Origin of the sequence: Anoxybacteroides tepidamans (assembly GCF_014201465.1) — a bacterium.
Taxonomy (GTDB): domain Bacteria; phylum Bacillota; class Bacilli; order Bacillales; family Anoxybacillaceae; genus Anoxybacteroides; species Anoxybacteroides tepidamans.
Window position 1 is genome coordinate 1 of record NZ_JACHEP010000017.1, and the last position, 15,990, is coordinate 15,990.

Genomic DNA, 15,990 nt, shown 5'->3' on the forward strand with positions numbered 1-15,990 from the left:
GGACAAGAAAACTTTTCGGTCGGCAATAAAGATAAACATTGACGAATGACGCTTTGATGAATTATATTGTTCTTATTCATTGAAAAAACTCCTTTGTAGAAGACTTGTTTTTGGGACAAACAAGCCAACACTTCTACAATAGGAGTTTTTTTCTTTTGCGTAAACGTTTTTTTATATCACACTTTATTTACTAATTTTGTAAGCTGTGCAACGCTAGTGGGGAAAAGCAGGTAGCTTATTTATATAAACGATATGAGGAAATGAAGCGAGAGCGGAGGCTGTTTGATTTTGATGATATGTTGCTAGGGTGCTATGAAATGCTCACGGAAAATCCGTCTTTGCTTCTACGATACCAAGAGCGTTTTCGCTATTTTTTAATTGACGAATTTCAAGATATTAATCAAGTGCAATATGACATTATCAATATGATGTGCGCGCATACGAGAAACCTTTGCGTCGTCGGCGATGACGACCAATCCATTTATTCCTTTCGTGGCTCGGATCCATCATTTATTCTTGAATTTGACCGTTATTATCCGGAAGCGCAAGTTGTCACACTTTCAGAAAACTATCGCTCATCTCACAGCATCGTTTCGCTCGCAAACAACTTGATTTCCTGCAACCGCTCGCGGCGTGCGAAGCAAATGAACGCTCAGTTTACCGCGGACGAGCTGCCGCTTTTCTTTTTTCCGTACGACGAGGAAGAAGAAGCGACAATGGTCGTCGAAGATATAAAAGAGCGTATCCAATGCGGGGCACAGCCGTCTGATTTTGCGGTGTTATACCGCACCCACTCCGCATCGCGCGCCATCTTTGAACGGCTCGTGCAGTCGCAATTGCCGTTTTCGCTCGCCCAAGACGGCGAATCGTTTTATGAGCGCCGCTTCGTCCGCTATTTGCTCGCTTATTTGCGGTTAAGCCTCGATCCAAACGATGAGGAAGCGATGAGCGATTTGCTCGTTTCTCTCTTTTTAAAACAGACGCTTCTAAAAGAGTTAAAGGCGATCAGCATTCTTGAAGATTGCTCGCTCGTTAAAGCGCTCGTTAAACTTTCAACCGTTCAGCCGTTCCAGCGGAAAAAACTAAAAACGATCGCCCCGTTGTTTAAACAGCTCTCCAAGCTAAAACCGATCGAAGCAATCGGCATGATCGAAACGGAGCTCGGCTTTTCTGAGTTTATTAAAAAACGCGGCAACGAAGGAAATATGATGGAAAGAGGGGCAGATGACGTACGCGATTTAAAAGTTGTGGCGAAAAAATTCAAAACCGTTCACGCCTTTCTCGCCCATGTCGATGAAATGATCAAAGCAGCCAAAACCATTCAACAACAAAACGAAGCGGCCAATGCAGTTCAACTCTCGACAATCCACCGTGCGAAAGGATTGGAATACAAATATGTATACGTGTTAGGAGCAGTGGAAGGAAGCATACCTCACGATTATGCGCTCGACGCAAATCGTAACGGAGACCCGCTTCCTTTAGAAGAAGAGCGACGTCTCCTATATGTGGCGATCACAAGGGCTAAACACGCAGTCTTTCTTTCCGTTCCTTCACGACGACGAATGAAATCCGCTCAACCGTCTCGTTTTCTTAAAGGATTCATAAACAAAGCGGCAGCGGGAGCTCAAGTATAGAGACTCCCTCGCCGTTATTTTTTATTTAACATATTCGCAATCGTATTAAAATCAAGCTGTTTTCCGTTTTGAATGATCGTTTTTACTATTTTGTCTTCCAATTCTTTCGGTACTTTTCGGTTGGCGATTTGAGCGACGCGCTTAATGACGCTACGAACCGTTTGTTCATCTTTAAAATTCGCATGTTGCAGCGAATTGGCAAGTTCAAAGATGTCTTTCATATTCACGCCTGTTTTCTTTTCGACGTTTTTAAAAAATTGGTTATCCATTTTTGTCAGCCTCCCTTTTCATGTTACCATCGTATGAAAAAACGAATGAGAAGTGTATCGATGGAAAGAAAAAGTACGAGCTGCTTTTTTTATAAACAGCCCGTACCATCCGATCCATTAACCGACGAACGCAGCACCAACAATAATTAACAAAATAAACAATACGACGATTAACACGAATGTAGAACCGTAGTGACCGCCATATCCGTAACCGCCATATCCGTAACCACCATATCCGTAACCGCAATATCCAAACATTGCTTTGCACCTCCTTACACGTTGGTAGTTCTATCGTATGCATCGACCTTTGAAACGGTATAGGCAATTGTTATTGAAAAATACGAAAAAGACGCTCCATTTGCTTTTCCTTTTTTCCAAACCAGCGGTCCATATAGCTGAGATTCCCTTCTATTTCTTTCAAAAATTGTCCGTTCATTTTTTCGATTTCTTTTATTTTTTGATCGAACTCCCGTCCCCATTTCTCAAATCGTTTGATAAATTGCTCATGTCCTTCATGCTTCGATTTTGCAAATGTTTCTAACGATTTTTCCAATTGCTTGCTCATCACATCACCGCCTTTCTACCATTGGTTTATGCAAAAAGACGGACAACGTGCTAAGGCATATGAATTCTTTTTTGATGAAAAAATGTGATAAAGTAGAGACGTATTATTTGTTATAGGGGGGAATAGCAATTGAAGGAATTACAAACGGTTGAACAATTTCAAGAGGTCATTTCAGGGGAAAAACCTGTGATCGTCAAATTTTACACGACATGGTGCCCAGACTGCGCACGCATGGACATGTTTATTGGTGACATCGTGAGCGAGTATTCCCAATATGATTGGTTTCAAATCAACCGCGACCACGTTCCAGAGCTTGCGGAAACATATCAAGTTATGGGCATTCCGAGCTTGCTTATATTTCAAAACGGCGAAAAAATCGCCCATCTTCATAGCGCTTATGCCAAAACGCCAGAAGAAGTAAAAGAATTTTTGCAATCGTTATGATTAAAAAACAGCCGATGTTCAAACATCGGCTGTTAATATTCAATGTCTTCGAAATCTTTCGGCTGATGCGTGAGATGGTCGTCTTTGTACATCCACTCGATCGTCATTTCTTCATCGGTCGTATGAGTTCGTTTTTCCGGCTCTTTTTTCTTTAATGATACTTTTATTTCTTCGTCTGTCGTTCTTGTCGTTTGTTTTTTCATCGCCCATGCCTCCTTTAGTTTTTTAATAACGGCGCTACTTTTGCCAACATTTCATTTAGCTTTTCCGCGTTTTTCTCATACATTTGCTTTGTTTCTTCCGCTTTTGTTTCAAGCGCAAACAGTTCGAAATCGGCCTGCACTTTTTTGAGCGTAGCAAACAGAAGCTTCTTTTCTTGCGGCTCTTGCACTTGAAGTTTATCGTCGTATAAATCGACCGTTAGCTGTCCGTAAGAATCAACTTGCGCTAAAAAGACGTTTTCTACTGCCACTCCTTGCTTATCCAACTCTGTTTTTAACCAGCTGCGGTTCAATCCGGCCGTCGCAAGCGGCTCGTCTAAAATTTTTCCGTCCATAATGACCGTTTGCGGCTCTTTTTCGGAAGGGGGATTCGGGAATACATCCCCAACAGCAAGCGGCTGTTTTTCTCTCTTTAATAACACGTTCAAATCGCCGTTTGGCTCTAGTACGGCAAATTCCACATCCGCTACACGAAACACATCTTTTTTCCGCAATTGTTCCATAAGCTCATCAATCGTATACTTTTCCCGTTTTAAATTTTCTTCTAAAACTTTTCCGTTTTTAACAAAGACCGTTGATTTTCCTTCAACGAAATCGCGAAACTTTTTGTTTCTTAATGAAATGTACGAAATAAGAACAGGGAATAAAGACCATATTAAAATACTTGTAATGCCTTCCTGCAAGTTAATGCCGAGATCGACCGACATCGTTCCCGCAATGTCGCCGACGGTAATCCCGACGATATATTCAAAAAAAGACAGTTTCGATAATTGTTTTTTTCCTAAAATACGTGTAATGACAAACAGCCCTATCAATATCGAAACGGATCGTATTGCTGCTTCTAACCATATCGGCATCGATCATGCTCCTTACTTTCCGTGATATTGCGGTTCTTCCCGCTCTAACTGGCTAACGCGTTGTTTTACATCAGCAATGATTTCTTCCGTCATAATCATCGCCTCATGAAACGTTCGCTGCGCCTGTTCATCCCTTGAAGAAAGGGCAAATTGCTGAAACGCTGCATGGATGCTTTTTAAACTCGCTAAACTTTGTTTAATTTGTGAAGCAACGGTCATCGCTTTTCCTCCTTACCCTTTCGGCCGGAATAACAAGGCACCAATAAATCCGAACACAATCGCCGCAGAAATTCCGGCGCTCGTCACTTCGAACATCCCGGTTAATACGCCAATAATTCCGTGTCTGTCCGCCTCTTGAAGCGCCCCGTGAACGAGCGCGTTGCCAAAACTTGTGATCGGAATCGTCGCGCCTGCTCCAGCGAAATCAATTAACGGCTCATATAAGCCAAATCCGTCTAAAATGGCGCCCACAACGACAAGAATGCTTAACGTATGCGCAGGCGTTAATTTAAAAACGTCCATCATGATTTGTCCGATCACACAAATGATTCCGCCCACGACAAACGCCCAAAAAAACATCGCCATCATGTTTGATCACCTCCGTACTCAATTGCCACCGCATGCGCAATGCACGGAATGGTTTCATTTTGTTGAAACGTTAGCGGCGACAATAAGGCACCTGTTGCGACGACAAGAATGCGTTTCAACTCTCCCCGTTTCATGCGATTGAGCAAATGTCCGTATACGACAGTCGCTGAACATCCGGCGCCGCTTGCTCCTGATAATACCGGCTGGCCTTCTCGGTAAATGAGCAAACCACAATCTTGATAACGCTCTTCTTCGATATTCAAACCATGTTCACGCAATAAATCGAGCGATACTTGACGACCGATTTTTCCTAAATCACCTGTCACGATTAAATCGTAATACGAACTGTCAATTTGCATGTCGCGCAAATGGGCTTCAATCGTATCAACTGCAGCAGGCGCCATCGCTCCTCCCATATTAAATGGATCGCTCAATCCCATGTCCACCACGCGCCCGATCGTCGCTGCCACAACGCGCGGACCTTCTCCTTCGCTGCTTATGAGCGCAACGCCCGCGCCTGTGACTGTCCATTGAGCCGTCGGCGGCTTTTGTCCACCGTATTCGGTCGGGTAGCGAAACTGTTTTTCAACGGCGGTATTATGGCTTGCTGCTCCCGTTAACACATATTGCGCACCGCCATGATTGACAATAAATGCGCTTAACGCTAATCCTTCCATCGAGGTGGAGCAGGCACCAAATACGCCGATATACGGAGCGCCGATCGTTCGGGCGGCAAAATTCGAAGGCGTCATTTGATTAATTAAGTCGCCGGCAATGATAAATTGAACGTGCTCTTTCGTGATCCCGCCTTTTTCCATCGCTTTAAAAAAAGCTTCCTCGAGCAGCACTTTATGCGCCTTCTCGTATGATTCTTCCCCAAGCCAAAGATCTTCATGCAATAAGTCGAAATCATCAGCGATGCGCCCGTTCGCTTCAAACGGTCCGCCGACCGTCGCCGTTGCAACGATGACCGGTTGATTTTCAAACACCCATGTGCGATGTCCTTTCATCATCCGAGCCCACCCCATTTCACGGCGATCGTTTTGACTAAGGCGACAACGAAGGCGGCAAACGTGCCGAATAAAATGACTGAACCGGCGAGTTTAAACATATTTGACCCGACCCCTAATACGAATCCTTCTGTGCGATGTTCAATCGCTGCCGAAATGACAGCATTTCCGAACCCTGTCACTGGCACGGCGCTTCCTGCTCCGGCAAACTGAGCGATTCGGTCATAAACACCGATCCCCGTTAAAATCATCGAAAGAAATACCATTGTCGCAACGGTCGGATTTCCAGCGGTCTGTTCCGTAAAATCGAAAAAATACATATAGAAATAAGAAATTGCTTGACCGACCGCACAAATGAGTCCGCCAACGAAAAAGGCGCGAAGACAGTTTTTAAAGACAGGGCGTTTCGTTTCCCTTTCTTTTTCAAACAAATGATATTCTTGTTGTACGGGCGTCAAATTTTTTCGCTTTTCGTTTGCCATATCGCCACCCCTTTTTTACGTGCGCTCTTCGCTTAATTTTTTTAGTTTTTCAATTTGTTTGTCGAGCTTTCGTTCGTTCATATCATCTTTTTGTATCTTCCCGCGCAATTCATCTGTCTTCCAAAACAGTTTTAAATCACTCGATACGATAATGTCATGATCAGGAAATAACAGTTCCAGTTGTTGCTTGACGTCTTTTTCGATTTGTCTCATGCGAAAACGGTCCATTTGCTTTACTTGATAGGCAAGAAGCAGTTTGTTTTTCGTATTTACTGCTACGGCGTCACGAATCTCTTTTCTCGCCTTCACCTGTTCTACGGCTTGTTGGGCAACAGATTGACTGACCGCATTTGAATGCGCAGTTCCATCTGTGCTTAGCTGAATCATATTTTTCCCTTGTATCGATTGCTTTTTTACTTCCGGCTCTCTCGCGCATCCTAACAATAATAATCCAATGATCATCATCCCGATAAGTTGTTTGATCATCCTCTATCAACCCATTCGTATTATGTATTTTTCGATTAAGAAAGGTTGGTCAGTCACCAACCTTTTTTATTGCTTATACTGCGGTTCCTCGTTTTCGATTTCTTGGACGCGAGAATTGATCAAGTCGACAATGGCTTGTGTTTGTTGGGCAGCTTGCTGGTAAAGTTGTTTTGCTGCTTTGTTTTCCGTTTGCAAAGCGAATGTTTCGAAGCTTGCTTGCGCCGATTTTAATCCTGCTAACGTTTGTTTTACTTGAGATGCTACTGTCATGTGATAACCCTCCTGAAAAATTTGATTACAATCGTTAGAATGGATGTTATTTTAAAAAATATAACTACCATTTTTTTCTTTTAAAAAACTGCCCCTTTGTATAGAGGCAGTTTCGTGTTCAATCTTTCTTTTCCACTTTGTCTAAATAGCCGCGCCCAAGCGACGGATTATTAATAATGCCCGCCATGACGAGAATGCTTAAAAAGGCTTCATACAACTGTTCGTATTTTCCGAAATCAATGTCGACACCAAATGTTTGCAAGGCTATCACCGTAAAAGAGCCGATCGCCAACCAAAGGCCATAATTTTTAAATCGCTCCATTTCATTCGACCTCTCTTTTCATCATTCCTTTAAATCCATGAAAACCGTCTTCTGCCTTCGTCCCCTTCGTTATCTTCCGGATGATTTTCGTCTTGAACCTCTTCCAATCCTTCTACATCTACGTCGCGTGGAGAGAACCATGGATCGTGAATGCGTCTTCTTGGAACAATCACGACATCATCAGCCTGAACGATCAGCTTATCAACGTGAATGACGCGCGGCTTTTTCTTTTCTGACATGTTCGTTTCCTCCTTTTTCATTTAAGGGTTTGCATTGTCAGACTATGCAGCTGTAACGGTCATGGTATAGGCGTTTTCCTTAAAAAAGGATTATCTTTTCCGATAATCCTCGTGACCCTTTACTTTTTCTTGATCATCTTTCCGCACCCGCACCCGCCGGTTTTTTTCCCTTTGACTGAAGATGAATACAGAGGAGATGCCTTCGTTCCGTTAATGACAATCGGTTTTTTCTCTTTCATCATTACACACCCTCCAAGCATTAAGTTGTTACTATCCTATGATGAAAAAGGCAGGTTGGCACCGGGCAAATTCCTATTTTTCCTCTGATCCTTCTCCAAACGAAAAAGGACTTGAAAATGAAAGTGGCTGCACGCTTTTTTGATTTTTCGCGATCGCATTTTGTTGCCGCAACGTATGCAAAAACCAGCTCTCGTCTTCTTCCGCATGTGCGTGCGGTCGAAACTCTGCCATCTTCCGTTCCAGCTCTTCTTTTTCCCTTTTGACTTTTTCAAGTTCTTCATAACGTTGCTCACTTTGCAAAGCAAGCTCTTTTAAAATGACGTTCTCTGCCATGACCTGTTCGACTTGCTTCATTAATTCCCTTATCTTTGACTCTACTTTTTCCAGTTCTTCTTTCAGCCGTTCATTTTCCGTCTGAATGGCGCTCGCATCTTCCACTGCATATGCTTTTGCTTTATACCGAGCCAGTTCCGATTGCAAATAAATGATTTTTTGTTTCAAAAGAATGACATCATCCGCCTGCTTTGATTTCACGTATACCCCCCCTTTATAAAATCTTTCTAATACAACAAATTCAGCTAGCCTACCTTTTAGACCAAAAAAATGAAAATTCCGCTTTTATCACAGCACATTTACCTAACTTTTTCATACTATACAGTAGTCCTAACACCCGCAGCAATTCATTCCAGCGGGGAAAATTTAAACAGGAGGAAAGAATTATGGGTCACACTCATCATAAAGAAAAAGTATGTATTAAGACTCGTAAAGTGTATGACTGGGTTACTCGCCAAGTCGATGTGCCACTTAGAAGCTTTTCAAACGGTGAGTTAGAAGCGATCTTCCCAAGCAGCAAATGTCCGCGAAACCACGAAAGCATTTGTGACTTCTTCACCTCAAGCGGGATGAACCCACAAGATTTCACGATTCGCTGCTTCTTAACAGACGAAGACGGAAACCGAATCGACCCAGTCGTAGATAACGACGCGCTCATTTGCCAAGAAATCATCCAGCCAAACGGCCGTCAGCCTGTCACAGTCACTCTCCCATCAGGCGATCAAGTCACGTTGCAAAAAGTGAAAGTGCTTGTGAAAGGGCATGTCGTTGTCCAAATTTTAAATGCGAACGGGCATGTTATCTGCGAATCGGATGCGATTCCGTTTGCTACAGCACAAACATTTATTTTATGCGCTCCTGAAGGAACAACTCTTGACTGCCACATCTCCTTCTTTGAATGCGACGCAAGCCTCGTTTGCACAAACAACTTCTCCCAATTAGACGTTTCAATCACGCTATGTTTAGAAGTGCAAATGGAAGCTGAAGTCAAAATCGAAGTCGAAGCTCGTTTCTGCAAACCACGTGAAGAAATTTTAGAAGCAACACTTTGCCCAACGGATAAATTCCCGCCTCAATGCCCAGAAGTGTTTCCAACTCACTAAATCCCACTTTACGAGTGAGGCTGTTGCTTGCTACAACAGCCTTTTTTGTTTTGCGCAATTCATATTAATCATTTTCATCTTTAATACGTATATATAGCTGTAAAGGAGGGTGACGTGATGGGACAAAAGCCACCGAATCAACAAATCCAACTGCAACAAAAATTGATTCATTACCGTTCGGAAATTGCAAAATACGAACATCAAGTAAAAACGCTTGAAGCCGAGCGGCAAAAAGAAAAATTGCGGAATGAGTATTTACTTGAAAAGCTACGTTTGGCTGAATCCGTTCATATTGAACCGTATGAAAAAAAAATTGCTCAACTGGAACAGCAACTGTTGTCGTATGAAGTAGCCCTCGAAGAAGCCGAGCGGCAAATTCAACATCTCAAAAAAACAAGGTATACCACTCAAGAAGAAAAAAAACCGTCCGTCACAAAAGCGCAAGCGCTCTTCACGTACTCCATCCTTCTCCCTGAAACGACAGAGGAAGAGACGCTCGTTATAGGCGATTTCGTCATTCAAAATTTAGGGACGGAAGCGCTGCAAAACATCATCGTATGCATACGCATCCATCCTAAAAAAGCGGCGGAACTAAGTGGAAAAATTGCCATCCCCCCGCTAAAAGCAACCGATCAAGATTTAATGGAATCAGCTACTGAATGGGCATTCGCTTATGAAAATTGGCGGGAAAAAATAAAAAATGATGGGGAATACTGGATCAAGCCGATTCATCTCGCAAAGTTCATGCCAAATGAAGAAGTGCGCCTTTCTCATTTTTATATTCGAATCAAAAAAATAGACGGCGCCCCATCAACCGTCATTGACGGGTTTGTTTATTGTAACGAGCTACCGCACGGCATCTCCTCCCTCAACAACATCATCATCAATTCATAAACCTCTCCCGCTCATCATCGGGGGAGGTTTTTCATGATGACATCAGTTTTTGAACGATCGTCTCTATGAATGCAGCACATCCGGCGATGGCAAAAATGACAACGAGCGGTTCAAATACAGCCGGCCATATGACATAGCCGACATACAACAACACCGAACACCATACACCCGTACACCAATAGCAACTCAAAAGTTCACCGATCCATCGCCTTATTCCGCTTCCTTTGATGACGAAAAACATTTCCGCCGTTCCATCAGGCAACGTTTCCTCTATTGTATCGTGAAACGGTTTGCGAATGAATGACGTGATCTCATCATATACAAAAAGCCGCGTCAAACGAAAGCTCGCAACAAAAAGCAACAAAAATTCAAAAGGGCTTAACATTATGTATCATCTCTCCCTTGCGAATTCTACTTCTCATTCATTGTATGAAGGAAATCAGCAAAATAACTCCCTTTTAGGCGTTTGTCTAAACCGTTTTCCCAATGGATCATATGATACATTAGATATTTTCACTATCGTTGATAAGGGAGTGTCAAAACATGTACAGAGTGTTCATTAACAATAAACCGTTAAAGAAAAAAACGAACTCCAGCAATTCATCTTTGAACGCAACAAACGAAATTGTATTACAGCTGAAAGTTTTGCAGCCGGGAACAGAAATTAACATTCATACTGCCGATCAAACGTATTATAACGCCTCTTTCCAATCTTTCGACCCAAAAACGGGAATCGTTTCGCTATTAATCGACCAGTTTTATAAAGATGGTAGTCAAGTCATCACCGTCAAAAGCCAAGACATCGTTTCCATTGACTTGCCGGCTTCCGCGCATTCAGACGAAGAAGATGAATAACAGGAAAAACTAAGTATTTGCCTAGCTTTTTGTTTACTTTCGCCGGAAAATAGGCCTTTGCCGAATAGCCGATGAAGATTGTCCGCTCATACACTATAAAAACCACATACTTTTTTGAAAGGAGTGTCCAAATGAATATATGCATCATCGGCGCAGGATACGTCGGGCTAACGACCGCGGCGGTTCTTGCCGAACTCGGGCATGAAGTGTGCTGCGTCGATCAAAACAAGCAAAAAATTGAACAGCTAAACAACAAGCACATTCCCATTTACGAGCCAGGGCTTCAAGAGTTGATCCATCAAAACGAGCAACGCCTCACTTTTACCGATTCCTTCGATGAAGCGATGAAAAATTCCGTCATCATCATTTGCGTCGGCACTCCTTCTTGGGCAGATGGAAGCACCGATTTGCGGTATATTCAATCGGTCATTGACGATTTATCAAGTCGCATCGATTCTTATAAAACGATCATTACAAAAAGCACCGTGCCACCCGGAACGAACGAATGGATGTATACAAGATTGCTTGAAAAAGGTGTTCCTACCCATTTATTTGATATCGTCGCAAATCCTGAATTTTTAAGGGAAGGCTCGGCCATTTCTGATATGCTTCATGCAGATAAAATTGTCGTCGGCCTCCGCCATGGTGACAACCGGTCATTACCGGTCATCCAGGCGATGTATTCAAATATTGATGCCCCTTACATCGTGACAAGTCTAAATGGGGCGGAAATGATTAAATACGCCTCCAACGCTTTTCTCGCCATGAAAATTTCATTCATCAACGAAATCGCCCGTATTTGTGACGCATTTGGTGTCAATGTGAATGACGTGGCGAAAGGAATCGGATGCGACCCGCGAATCGGCTCGCACTTTTTGCAGGCAGGGCTCGGATATGGGGGATCATGTTTCCCAAAAGATGTAAAATCACTCGAACGAACCGCTCGTTCCCGACATATTGAACCACATCTTTTGCAAGCTGTTCAACTTGTGAACGATTCACAAATTGACGTTTATATTCATAAACTACAACGAGCACTCGATGATTTACCACAGCGAACGGTAGCGGTGTTAGGCATCGCATTTAAACCGAATACAGACGATACGCGCGATTCCCCAGCGGAACGATTCATCCGCCAGCTAAGTCAAACAGGCTGCCTGATTCACGCCTATGACCCGAAAGCGACATTAAGCAATGACCACCGACCGAACGTCGTGCAAACGAAAACCATCCATGAAGCCATTGATGGAGCAGATGCGATCGTCGTGGCGACGGACTGGACGGAATTTCAACAGCTCGACTGGGCGGAAGTGAAAAAACAGATGAACGGAACATTCGTATTGGATGCGCGGAACTGCCTCAAGCGAAAGGAAATCGAACAGTGCGGATTGCATTATATAGGAGTTGGTTCAGGGTGAAAATTATCGTAACAGGCGCAGCGGGATTTATCGGCTCGCATTTATGCGAAAAATTGCTTGAAAACGAACATCATACGGTCGTTGGCATTGACGGATGGCTCGGCCCCACTCCTTCGCATCTAAAAACGTTCAACATCGGATCCCTTCTTGCCAATCCTCGATTTACGTTCATTTCCGAAAATCTTTTAATTGCTCCACTACCTAAGCTATTGCATGATGCAGACGCGGTCTACCATTTAGCCGGAATGCCGGGCGTTCGTACGAGCTGGGGAAAAGATTTCGAAGCGTATACGATTCATAACATTTCCTCGACGCAGCGCTTGCTTGAAGCGTGCAAAGATGCGCCGATTCAGCAGTTTATTTATGCGTCTACTTCTTCTGTTTACGGCGAAAAAGACGGAAAGCTATCCGAAGCAATGGAACCGGCTCCGCTCTCTCCGTATGGCATTACAAAATTAACCGGAGAACATCTATGCAGAGTGTATCACACAACGTTTCGCATTCCGACGGTCATTTTGCGATATTTTACCGTTTACGGTCCGCGGCAGCGGCCAGATATGTCGTTTCATCGCTTTATTAAACAATTGCTAACGAATCAGCCGATCACCATTTTTGGCGATGGCACGCAATCCCGAGATTTCACCTATATTTCGGATTGCATAAAAGGAACAGTTGCTGTTTTAGGCAACCGTGCAGTCGTCGGAAAAACGATTAATATCGGTGGAAAAGAAAAAGCATCGGTCAATGAAGTGGTAGCGTTATTGGAAAAATTGACCGGACGAAAAGCGATTAGACAATATACCGCTTCTGCCCTTGGGGAACCGAAACATACGTGGGCAGATCTTTCATTAGCTGAACAATATTTGCATTATGCTCCAGAAGTGACGTTGAAAGAAGGCTTGCAGCGCGAAATCGAGTATATTCGCTCCATTTATTAGGAGGAATGATCATGAACATTGCCTATATTTGCACGGAAAAATTGCCTTCTCCCGCTGTAAGAGGAGGAGCGATTCAAATCATGATTGACGGGATCGCTCCCTTTATCGTGAAGCAACATTCACTCACGATTTTTTCGATCACCGACCCGCTTTTGCCATTTCGAGAAGTGACTAACGGGATTAAGTATATTCGCTTTCCGAAAGAAACGTATGAACAGGACGTCGCTTGTGAATTAACGAAACAGGCGTTTGATATCATTCACGTTTTTAACCGCCCTATCCACGTCGGCAAATATAAAGAAGCGGCCAAGCAAAGCGCCTTCGTCTTAAGCCTTCATAATGATATGTTCTCGCCGCTTAAACTATGTAAAGAAGAAGCGGAGCGGGCGCTTACGGAAAGCACTCTCATCACTTCGGTCAGCGACTATATTAAACAAACCGTCATCAAGCGGTATGGCGTGCCAGAAGAAAAAATTCGCGTCATTTATTCAGGAGTCGATGTAGAAAAGTACGTTCCTGTTTGGACAAAAGAAGGCCAGCAAATTCGAAAGCGCATGCGGCAAACGCTCGGCATCACTGATCAAAAAGTGATTTTATTCATCGGGAGATTAAGCAAAACAAAAGGACCGCATCTTCTCATTCGCTGTATGCGCGACGTTCTTTCAGAGCATCGAGATGCTGTGCTCGTCATCGCTGGCGGAAAATGGTTTAGCGAAAACGGCTGGAATGATTATGTGCGCGAGCTTCACCGGCTTGCCGCTCCACTCGGAAACCGGGTGATCTTTACGAGCTACATTCCCTCTGAACGCATTCCGCATATGTTTCTGATTGCTGATGTGTTCGTTTGCAGCTCGCAATGGCATGAACCGCTCGCCCGCGTGCATTATGAAGCGATGGCCGCAGGGATTCCTATCATCACAACAAATCGCGGCGGTAATGCCGAAATCATTCACCATTTGCAAAACGGGTTTGTCATCGATGACTATAACACCCCTGTTGCCTTTTCCGAGGCGATTCGTTATATGCTCACCAACCAAGAAAAAGCGCAAGAAATGGCACAAACGGCAAGAAAACAAGTGGAAGAGCAGTTTCAGTTTCAACATGTAGCCAACCGACTCGAATCAGTTTACCGCGACGCATTTTCGCAAAACAGGCAAAGGATGCCTTTCAACGGATAAGGCATCCTTCATTTTCGTTATCCAATGATAAATGGCTTATCGCTCTTCTCTTTTTTAGAAGCCGATTGATTCATCGCATGAGAAGAAGATAAAACAAACGGCCGGCGAGTCGCTGTCATTAGCGGAGCGCTCCGCTTTTCTTGCTCGCTCGTTTCGCGAGAATGCTCATTTTTTAATGGGTATTTCTTTACATTCGTTTCATTTGTCTTTTCTTTTGATCGCTCAGAAGCGGATAGGTCAGTTTTGGATTCCGATTTTTTTTCCTTTTTCTTTAGTTGAACGTCTTCAGATTTGGATGTTTTCTCTTTTTTCTTTGAAAGGAAAGTCTCGGATGTCGACTTTTTCTCCTTTTCTTTGATGCGTTCCGATTTTTCTGTTTCTTTTTGGGGCGCTGCTTCTCGTTTGTTTTCAAATTTCTCCGAGATGATCGAGACGTTATCTCCTTTTAATTCATAAAAAACCGGTCGATCCGAAAAAGTCGCTGTCTCTGTTTTTTCTTGTGCAGATTGAGAAAGTTCTGCTAACAGCTGCTCGTATCCGACATCTTCCCATCCCATCGGCCCTGGCGGAGAAAAGCGAAACGTTTCTAAATCTAATTGGGGAAGTTTGTTTTGTTCCATCATGTCACCTCTTTGATCAAATTTTCAAGCATTTTCACTTTCGTTTCCTCAACCACAATGCTCGTTTGCAATTCCCACATATATTTTTCGTCCGACCACGTTTTCTTTTGTTCTAAATAATATTTCTGGATCACGGACGTAAAAAGATGCGGGAATAAAAGATCGGCTTGTAATATGAGGTATTGCTGCTTCGTCAATGGATAGGTGGAATCGTATGAACGAAGCAATTGCACCGCTAGATGATCGTCCCATACAGCCATTTTTTTCATGACTTTGTTTAATAAATTGCGAATATCGCGCGGCGGCAAATCAATGGCAATCGGCGGCGGGGTTTTGATCCATATCTCTCCATCGACTTCAGCAAAACTCGATAACGAAATGTCTTTGTGAATAAACCCGTTCCACTTTTCGCTTCCGCTCGTCCATTCCGCATAGGCCGATGTCTCTAGAAGCCGCAACGCTTCGTTTCCCATTTCCAGCATTTGATCGACTTTTTCTAAAAAAAGAAGAGAAAACGGATCATCAGTGAAATGCGTGGCAACTTTTTTATATCCTTGCAATTGTTGTAAATTCCAAAGATACGATTTATGCCATTTGCCAAGCCGGTTTCGTTTTTTGCCAGCTTTGCTTGGCGTAAATCCTTGGGAAGCTTGATGAAAGCGGCCGAGAAAGCGCATGGCGCGAACGAGCTGATCGATGTTGTAGTAGCTTACATCGCTTCCGCTTACTTCATCATACAATTCATACACGAACCCGCCGCCTCCGACACAAAGACCGCCGTTTTTCGTCGGGCATAGCTTTGCGATCGGAAACCTTTGTTTTTGCAAATGAAGATGCGCTTCTTTATAAAACAACATTCTCTCTGGGCGCACCGCCATTTGTTTCAGCGTTTTATCGCCTTGATCAGTTTTCACATTCCATATTTTCTCGTCTTTTTTAACCGATAATAAAATCGTCTCTTCGACTTCATATGGATATAGCTGCAGCACGTAATCAATCCACTCTTCTGCCACTGTTTTCATCC

26 protein-coding genes are annotated in these 15,990 nt (G+C 43.5%); 8 read left to right on the plus strand and 18 right to left on the minus strand.

What is annotated here, in order from left to right; all coding sequences use genetic code 11:
- Window positions 1-203: 203 nt before the first annotated feature.
- Window positions 204-1,634: an ATP-dependent helicase gene (locus HNQ34_RS12605; protein ID WP_183255260.1), complete on the plus strand. Its 1,431-nt coding sequence runs from the start codon at window positions 204-206 to the stop codon at window positions 1,632-1,634.
- Between the two features lie 14 nt (window positions 1,635-1,648).
- On the opposite strand, the gene HNQ34_RS12610 is transcribed toward HNQ34_RS12605, so the two are convergent.
- The 3 genes from HNQ34_RS12610 to HNQ34_RS12620 all read right to left on the minus strand — a co-directional run bounded on the left by HNQ34_RS12610 (window position 1,649) and on the right by HNQ34_RS12620 (window position 2,468).
- Window positions 1,649-1,903 carry a stage VI sporulation protein F gene (locus HNQ34_RS12610; RefSeq protein WP_183255115.1) on the minus strand — a complete coding sequence of 85 codons (255 nt, stop codon included), beginning with the start codon at window positions 1,901-1,903 and terminating at the stop codon, window positions 1,649-1,651.
- Between the two features lie 117 nt (window positions 1,904-2,020).
- Window positions 2,021-2,161 (minus strand): YjcZ family sporulation protein, encoded by a 141-nt coding sequence (locus HNQ34_RS12615; RefSeq protein ID WP_183255118.1) that lies wholly within the window; start codon window positions 2,159-2,161, stop codon window positions 2,021-2,023.
- A gap of 70 nt (window positions 2,162-2,231) precedes the next feature.
- The gene (locus HNQ34_RS12620; protein WP_183255121.1) at window positions 2,232-2,468 is read right to left on the minus strand and encodes a hypothetical protein; all 237 of its coding nucleotides are present in this window, start codon (window positions 2,466-2,468) and stop codon (window positions 2,232-2,234) included.
- A 129-nt stretch (window positions 2,469-2,597) separates the two neighbouring features.
- Here HNQ34_RS12620 and HNQ34_RS12625 point away from each other — a divergent pair, with 129 nt between their 5' ends.
- On the plus strand, window positions 2,598-2,912 hold the full coding sequence (locus HNQ34_RS12625) for a thioredoxin family protein (RefSeq protein WP_183255123.1): 315 nt from the start codon (window positions 2,598-2,600) through the stop codon (window positions 2,910-2,912).
- 32 nt (window positions 2,913-2,944) lie between these two features.
- Here HNQ34_RS12625 and HNQ34_RS12630 read toward each other — a convergent pair whose 3' ends face one another.
- The 12 genes from HNQ34_RS12630 to HNQ34_RS12680 form a co-directional block, all read right to left on the minus strand.
- Entirely contained in the window at window positions 2,945-3,115 is a 171-nt protein-coding gene (locus HNQ34_RS12630) for a hypothetical protein (RefSeq protein WP_183255125.1), read from the minus strand.
- Window positions 3,116-3,129: 14 nt separating this feature from the next.
- Complete coding sequence (locus HNQ34_RS12635) at window positions 3,130-3,990, minus strand: DUF421 domain-containing protein (RefSeq protein WP_183255128.1); 861 nt, start codon at window positions 3,988-3,990, stop codon at window positions 3,130-3,132.
- A gap of 12 nt (window positions 3,991-4,002) precedes the next feature.
- Entirely contained in the window at window positions 4,003-4,209 is a 207-nt protein-coding gene (locus tag HNQ34_RS12640) for a DUF1657 domain-containing protein (RefSeq protein ID WP_183255130.1), read from the minus strand.
- A 12-nt stretch (window positions 4,210-4,221) separates the two neighbouring features.
- Window positions 4,222-4,578, minus strand: a complete 357-nt coding sequence (gene spoVAE, locus HNQ34_RS12645; RefSeq protein WP_183255132.1) for a stage V sporulation protein AE — start codon at window positions 4,576-4,578, stop codon at window positions 4,222-4,224.
- Window positions 4,575-5,591, minus strand: a complete 1,017-nt coding sequence (gene spoVAD, locus HNQ34_RS12650; protein ID WP_183255135.1) for a stage V sporulation protein AD — start codon at window positions 5,589-5,591, stop codon at window positions 4,575-4,577. Before spoVAD ends, spoVAE begins: the two co-directional genes overlap by 4 nt.
- Window positions 5,588-6,070 (minus strand): stage V sporulation protein AC, encoded by a 483-nt coding sequence (gene spoVAC, locus HNQ34_RS12655; RefSeq protein ID WP_183255138.1) that lies wholly within the window; start codon window positions 6,068-6,070, stop codon window positions 5,588-5,590. Before spoVAC ends, spoVAD begins: the two co-directional genes overlap by 4 nt.
- Window positions 6,071-6,085: 15 nt before the next feature.
- Complete coding sequence (locus HNQ34_RS12660) at window positions 6,086-6,556, minus strand: YhcN/YlaJ family sporulation lipoprotein (protein WP_183255140.1); 471 nt, start codon at window positions 6,554-6,556, stop codon at window positions 6,086-6,088.
- A 66-nt stretch (window positions 6,557-6,622) separates the two neighbouring features.
- Window positions 6,623-6,826 carry a DUF1657 domain-containing protein gene (locus tag HNQ34_RS12665; protein ID WP_183255142.1) on the minus strand — a complete coding sequence of 68 codons (204 nt, stop codon included), beginning with the start codon at window positions 6,824-6,826 and terminating at the stop codon, window positions 6,623-6,625.
- A 118-nt stretch (window positions 6,827-6,944) separates the two neighbouring features.
- Entirely contained in the window at window positions 6,945-7,148 is a 204-nt protein-coding gene (locus tag HNQ34_RS12670) for a holin (protein ID WP_183255144.1), read from the minus strand.
- A 29-nt stretch (window positions 7,149-7,177) separates the two neighbouring features.
- Window positions 7,178-7,387, minus strand: coding sequence for a hypothetical protein (locus tag HNQ34_RS12675; protein WP_183255146.1), 210 nt, complete (start codon window positions 7,385-7,387; stop codon window positions 7,178-7,180).
- Between the two features lie 119 nt (window positions 7,388-7,506).
- Entirely contained in the window at window positions 7,507-7,629 is a 123-nt protein-coding gene (locus HNQ34_RS17750; protein WP_281376024.1) for a hypothetical protein, read from the minus strand.
- A gap of 70 nt (window positions 7,630-7,699) precedes the next feature.
- A complete protein-coding gene (locus HNQ34_RS12680; RefSeq protein WP_183255148.1) occupies window positions 7,700-8,161 on the minus strand; it encodes a hypothetical protein in 462 nt (153 codons plus the stop codon).
- Between the two features lie 185 nt (window positions 8,162-8,346).
- On the opposite strand from HNQ34_RS12680, the gene HNQ34_RS12685 reads away from it, so the two are divergent.
- Entirely contained in the window at window positions 8,347-9,063 is a 717-nt protein-coding gene (locus HNQ34_RS12685; protein WP_183255149.1) for a BMQ_0737 family morphogenetic spore coat protein, read from the plus strand.
- 117 nt (window positions 9,064-9,180) lie between these two features.
- Entirely contained in the window at window positions 9,181-9,957 is a 777-nt protein-coding gene (locus HNQ34_RS12690; RefSeq protein ID WP_183255151.1) for a hypothetical protein, read from the plus strand.
- Window positions 9,958-9,988: 31 nt separating this feature from the next.
- Here HNQ34_RS12690 and HNQ34_RS12695 read toward each other — a convergent pair whose 3' ends face one another.
- Complete coding sequence (locus HNQ34_RS12695) at window positions 9,989-10,342, minus strand: DUF1360 domain-containing protein (RefSeq protein ID WP_183255153.1); 354 nt, start codon at window positions 10,340-10,342, stop codon at window positions 9,989-9,991.
- A gap of 158 nt (window positions 10,343-10,500) precedes the next feature.
- Here HNQ34_RS12695 and HNQ34_RS12700 point away from each other — a divergent pair, with 158 nt between their 5' ends.
- From HNQ34_RS12700 to HNQ34_RS12715, 4 genes are all read left to right on the plus strand, one after another.
- Entirely contained in the window at window positions 10,501-10,812 is a 312-nt protein-coding gene (locus HNQ34_RS12700) for a hypothetical protein (protein ID WP_183255155.1), read from the plus strand.
- A 131-nt stretch (window positions 10,813-10,943) separates the two neighbouring features.
- Complete coding sequence (locus tag HNQ34_RS12705; RefSeq protein ID WP_183255157.1) at window positions 10,944-12,230, plus strand: UDP-glucose dehydrogenase family protein; 1,287 nt, start codon at window positions 10,944-10,946, stop codon at window positions 12,228-12,230.
- Complete coding sequence (locus HNQ34_RS12710; RefSeq protein WP_183255160.1) at window positions 12,227-13,168, plus strand: NAD-dependent epimerase/dehydratase family protein; 942 nt, start codon at window positions 12,227-12,229, stop codon at window positions 13,166-13,168. Before HNQ34_RS12705 ends, HNQ34_RS12710 begins: the two co-directional genes overlap by 4 nt.
- A gap of 11 nt (window positions 13,169-13,179) precedes the next feature.
- Complete coding sequence (locus HNQ34_RS12715) at window positions 13,180-14,346, plus strand: glycosyltransferase family 4 protein (protein ID WP_183255162.1); 1,167 nt, start codon at window positions 13,180-13,182, stop codon at window positions 14,344-14,346.
- A 17-nt stretch (window positions 14,347-14,363) separates the two neighbouring features.
- Here HNQ34_RS12715 and HNQ34_RS12720 read toward each other — a convergent pair whose 3' ends face one another.
- Both HNQ34_RS12720 and HNQ34_RS12725 read right to left on the minus strand, forming a co-directional pair.
- On the minus strand, window positions 14,364-14,966 hold the full coding sequence (locus HNQ34_RS12720; protein ID WP_183255164.1) for a hypothetical protein: 603 nt from the start codon (window positions 14,964-14,966) through the stop codon (window positions 14,364-14,366).
- Window positions 14,966-15,988 carry a CotS family spore coat protein gene (locus HNQ34_RS12725; protein ID WP_221277419.1) on the minus strand — a complete coding sequence of 341 codons (1,023 nt, stop codon included), beginning with the start codon at window positions 15,986-15,988 and terminating at the stop codon, window positions 14,966-14,968. Before HNQ34_RS12725 ends, HNQ34_RS12720 begins: the two co-directional genes overlap by 1 nt.
- Window positions 15,989-15,990 lie beyond the last annotated feature (2 nt).